The sequence below is a fragment of the Secundilactobacillus paracollinoides DSM 15502 = JCM 11969 genome (assembly GCF_001311135.1).
Classification (GTDB): Bacteria; Bacillota; Bacilli; order Lactobacillales; family Lactobacillaceae; genus Secundilactobacillus; species Secundilactobacillus paracollinoides.
The window spans coordinates 1-3,987 of sequence record NZ_BBAG01000112.1 but is presented as its reverse complement, the minus strand read 5'-3'; the positions used below and the strand labels follow the sequence as shown (position 1 = coordinate 3,987).

The 3,987-nt window shown below is 42.0% G+C and carries 3 protein-coding genes and 1 pseudogene; all 4 read left to right on the top strand.

Going from position 1 to position 3,987, the window contains the following annotated elements; all coding sequences use genetic code 11:
• Positions 1-28 precede the first annotated feature (28 nt).
• Positions 29-2,164, top strand: a complete 2,136-nt coding sequence (locus JCM11969_RS16095) for a type IA DNA topoisomerase (RefSeq protein WP_054712854.1) — start codon at positions 29-31, stop codon at positions 2,162-2,164.
• Positions 2,165-2,284: 120 nt separating this feature from the next.
• Complete coding sequence (locus JCM11969_RS16090; RefSeq protein ID WP_003713050.1) at positions 2,285-2,500, top strand: hypothetical protein; 216 nt, start codon at positions 2,285-2,287, stop codon at positions 2,498-2,500.
• Positions 2,501-2,502: 2 nt separating this feature from the next.
• Entirely contained in the window at positions 2,503-3,627 is a 1,125-nt protein-coding gene (locus JCM11969_RS16085) for an ArdC-like ssDNA-binding domain-containing protein (protein ID WP_054712851.1), read from the top strand.
• Between the two features lie 294 nt (positions 3,628-3,921).
• Positions 3,922-3,987: pseudogene (locus JCM11969_RS17965) on the top strand (recombinase family protein); the annotation flags it as partial.

The following is a 3,987-nucleotide window of genomic DNA, read 5'->3' as shown; positions in this document are numbered from 1 at the left end:
CAAACTTAATCACAAGGAGTGAACGAACATGACCACTGTTATCTTAGCTGAAAAACCCAGTCAAGCCCGTTCATACGTCCAAGCCTTTCAAAAGAGCACAAAAAAACAGGGTTACTATACGGTTAGTGACCCTGTTTTGCCCGCAAATACGCTTGTGACGTATGGTCTCGGACATTTAGTTGAACTGGCCACACCGGATAAATACGATCAGAAATACCAGCAATGGACCCTATCTAATTTACCGATTTTCCCCAACAAATACAAGTTTGTGGTGTCAGCTAGTAAAAAAGATCAATTCAAGGTCGTCAAAGACCTGTTAACGAAGGCCGATACCATTATTGTTGCCACCGATAGTGGCCGAGAGGGTTCTAATATTGCCTGGTCGATCATGAGCCAAGCCCAGATTGACGTTAAAAAGAAGACCATTAAGCGGCTATGGTTGAATAGTTTGGAAAAAGACGCCATTATTACCGGATTCAAAAATCTTGGTGATTGGCACCAAGACTATTTGGCGTATAAAGAAGCCCAAACCCGTCAAATTAGCGATTGGTTAATTGGAATGAATGGCAGCCCTTTATACACCTTGCTATTAAGACAAAACGGGGTGCGCGGGGTGTACTCGATTGGTCGAGTACAGACGCCAACTTTGTATATGGTTTATCAAAGAGACCAGGCAATCAAAAACTTTAAGCCGGAACCTTATTTTGAGCTAAATGCGGAAATTTTAGCTAATCAGCAAAAATTTGTCGCAAAATTAGGCCCCTATCAGCGGTTTAAAGACGAAACAGGGCTAATGACATTCATGCAAGCTAAACACGTTCAGAAAGGCTCACAGGGCGGTTTAATCAAGGACGTCCAAAAACAGGCTAAAAAGCGTGCTAGTCCCCAACTATTCTCACTATCCAGTCTGCAAAGTGCCATGAATAAACGTTATCACGCCAGCGCCAGCCAAACCTTAGCAGCCATTCAAAGTTTATATGAAGCCAAGTTGTTGAGTTACCCCCGCACCGATTGTGCTTATATCACTGATGAAGAATTTGAGTACTTAGTGGCTAATCTGACGAAGTATCTGGGTTTAGTCTCTAAGCCAGTCGCTTTAACCAATACCACTCCGAACAAACGCTATGTTGATGGGAAAAAGGTTGAAGAACATTACGCCATTATCATGACTAAAGTTGTGCCGACTAAAGAGAAACTAGCCAGCTTACCTAAATTACAGCAACAGGTCTATGACTTGGTTTTAAGAACGACGTTAGCGATGTTTGCTGATCCGTATGAGTACGAGGAAACCACCATTATCACCCAAGTTGGTGACGCCAATTTTAAAGCAACCGGTAAGGTCCCAACTAAGCAAGGCTGGCAAGCTTTATTTGATGATCACAAAGCCGACCAGCAAGAAGCAGCAACTTTACCGCTCGTTCACCAAGGCGATCAAGTCCAAGCAAATCTGCAAACACCGCAAAAAGAAACGACACCACCGGTACCCTTTACCGAAGGTACCCTGATTACGGCCATGAAGACCGCTGGCAAAACGCTTGATGATGAAGTAGCCCAGGCGATTCTCAAAGATGTGCAAGGCATTGGGACAAGTGCGACCCGGGCCAATGTGCTGGAAGTGTTAAAGAAACGCGGCTACTTAGTTACTGAAAAGAATAAGTTGCACGTCAGTGAAGCCGGAATCACTTTATGTAAAGCAGTCGAACTCGAACCCTTGCTAACTAGCCCAGAAATGACGGCTAAATGGGAGCAAGCATTACAGCAAATCAGTACCGAAGAACGCACCCCAGATAACTTTTTGAGCCAGATTAAGAAGTTTGTGGCGAAGTTAATTGCTGATGTCCCCACACAATTAACCGGCAATTCAGCCATTAAGCAACAAATCAATCACCAACAGCAAGCACAAAAGTCCGCCGAGGTCTTCTTAGAAACACCGCAAGCGACCGTTTTAAATAAACAGAAGTTTTATATTGTAAAGCCTAAGCAAGGCGAAGACTTTACCCTGCCCAAGAAATGGAGCAGTAAGACCCTCGGGAAGACCGCCATTAAAGCGTTGGTCACCAAGGGGGAAACGAGCAAATTAAAGGGTTTCAAGAGCAAAAAAGGAAAGTTGTTTGACGCCAAGTTAAAGCTTGACGGCCATAAATTAAGTTTTGATTTTGATTAGAACCTGCCTACCGCCCTGCACGTTGTTTCGGTTGGTGAACTCGTCATTTAGGTTTACTTTTCAAAAACCAAAAAGTGAACCTAACCAACGAGTGTAATTGTAAAAGAAGGGGGATATATCATGAAAAATGAACTGGAAGCATTAGCAAGCGAATTACCTATTTTGACGGATAAAAGCAGTTATAAGTACCTATCAGAAGTTGCGGGTAATGGCAAATATATTCAAGTTGCGTGGCAAAAAAAGAATGCTGAATATTTAGCACTTTACGGCACACAATCTATCAAGTTACCCCAAATTGATAATTCTGTAGAGTTTGTAGACGCCGAGGAGGGTTAATCATGCCAAGTAAAGTTGAAACTGAAAAATGGAAAAGGCAGCTTGTCGAAAATGCCGAAAAAGAAATTTTAAAACTAACTGATAGTGAAAAATTTAAAAGTTATCTTGATACCTTAGCAAAGTTTCACCGGTATAGCCAACGTAATATTGACCTTATCTATTCTCAAAATCCAAGTGCCAGCCAAGTTGCAGGCTTTAAAAAATGGCAGAATGATTTTAAACGATCAGTAAATAAAGGAGAAAAAGGGATCAGGATTGCGGCCCCTATTATTAAAAAACTAACTCCAGAGGATCAGAAAAGGCTTGATACGACCGAAGAAAAAGCCATAGTTGGTTATCGCTATATTCCAGTATTTGACATATCACAGACAAGCGGCGAACCAGTCCTAAGTGCTAAAGATTTTGTCAAAGAAAATTTGGCCGATCATCAGAATGTGACAAGCTTATATAACGCGTTCAAAGATTATTTAAACCAGCAAACCGACCTTAAAGTCAGTGAAGTGCCTTTAGCGACGCTAAATGGGGCTAAGGGGTATTTTCAACCCAGCACTAATGAAATCGTCATTGGTGGCGATGAGCCCGACAATGCTTTGAAACTAAAGACGTTATACCACGAATATGCGCATAGCCAGCTACACGGCTTAAAATCAGCCTTTAAAGATCGGCCACGAGCCTATCAGGAAACCCAGGCCGAAGCGGTCGCATATGTTGCCATGCAAAATATTGGCGTTGATACCAGTAACTATTCACTCGGTTATGTGGCTACCTGGGCTAAAGATACAGCTGTGATCCATAGTGCTTTAAGTGAAATCCAGCAAGTTAGCAACAAAGTGATTGAGCTTAGCGACGGGTTAACCAAACAATTAGGCTTACAAGAAGCCCAAAAAGAGCCTGAGCATGATCTAAAAAAGTTATCAGTCCATGATCTTAATAAGTCCTACCAAAGCTTGCAACAACAAATTCAACAAACAACTAGTCCACAACAAAAAGCGCAATTAAAAAATCAGTTAAACGATGTGCACCAAGAAATTAGTGATCGAACTCAAAAACAACTGAAAACATTTGCTGAACAGAATCCGGAGATCAAACAACCCAAATCCGAACTGGATCAAAGTTTAAAGCGTTAGCCAGTTTTTAAAGGTCATGCTATAACATAAACAGAAAAAGGAAGTCCCGCCGAAAACAGGACTTCCCGTGCAAGCCGCTTCAAAGGCGGTGGTCTAGATTACAAAACTACATTGTCGCCCTGTAACCGACCAAAGTTACGCAGGGCGGCTTTTTTATTTGTGGTGCTTGTCGATATTGACCTAATTTTTATTTGCTTTTAGCCAATAGGGTATACCCTAGTGGCCGTTTTTGATTCTGTGCTATACTAGGAATTACAAATGTTCATTAGAGCTGTCCAAAAGGAAGTGCTGACAATGGCTAAAATTGGTTATGCTCGTGTGAGTTCCAAAGAGCAACATTTAGATCGACAGCTAGCGGCC

Coding starts and splice junctions, on each gene's coding strand:
- JCM11969_RS16095 (WP_054712854.1), top strand. CDS start 29: ATGACCACTGTTATCTTAGCTGAAAAACCCAGTCAAGCCCGTTCATAC.
- JCM11969_RS16090 (WP_003713050.1), top strand. CDS start 2,285: ATGAAAAATGAACTGGAAGCATTAGCAAGCGAATTACCTATTTTGACG.
- JCM11969_RS16085 (WP_054712851.1), top strand. CDS start 2,503: ATGCCAAGTAAAGTTGAAACTGAAAAATGGAAAAGGCAGCTTGTCGAA.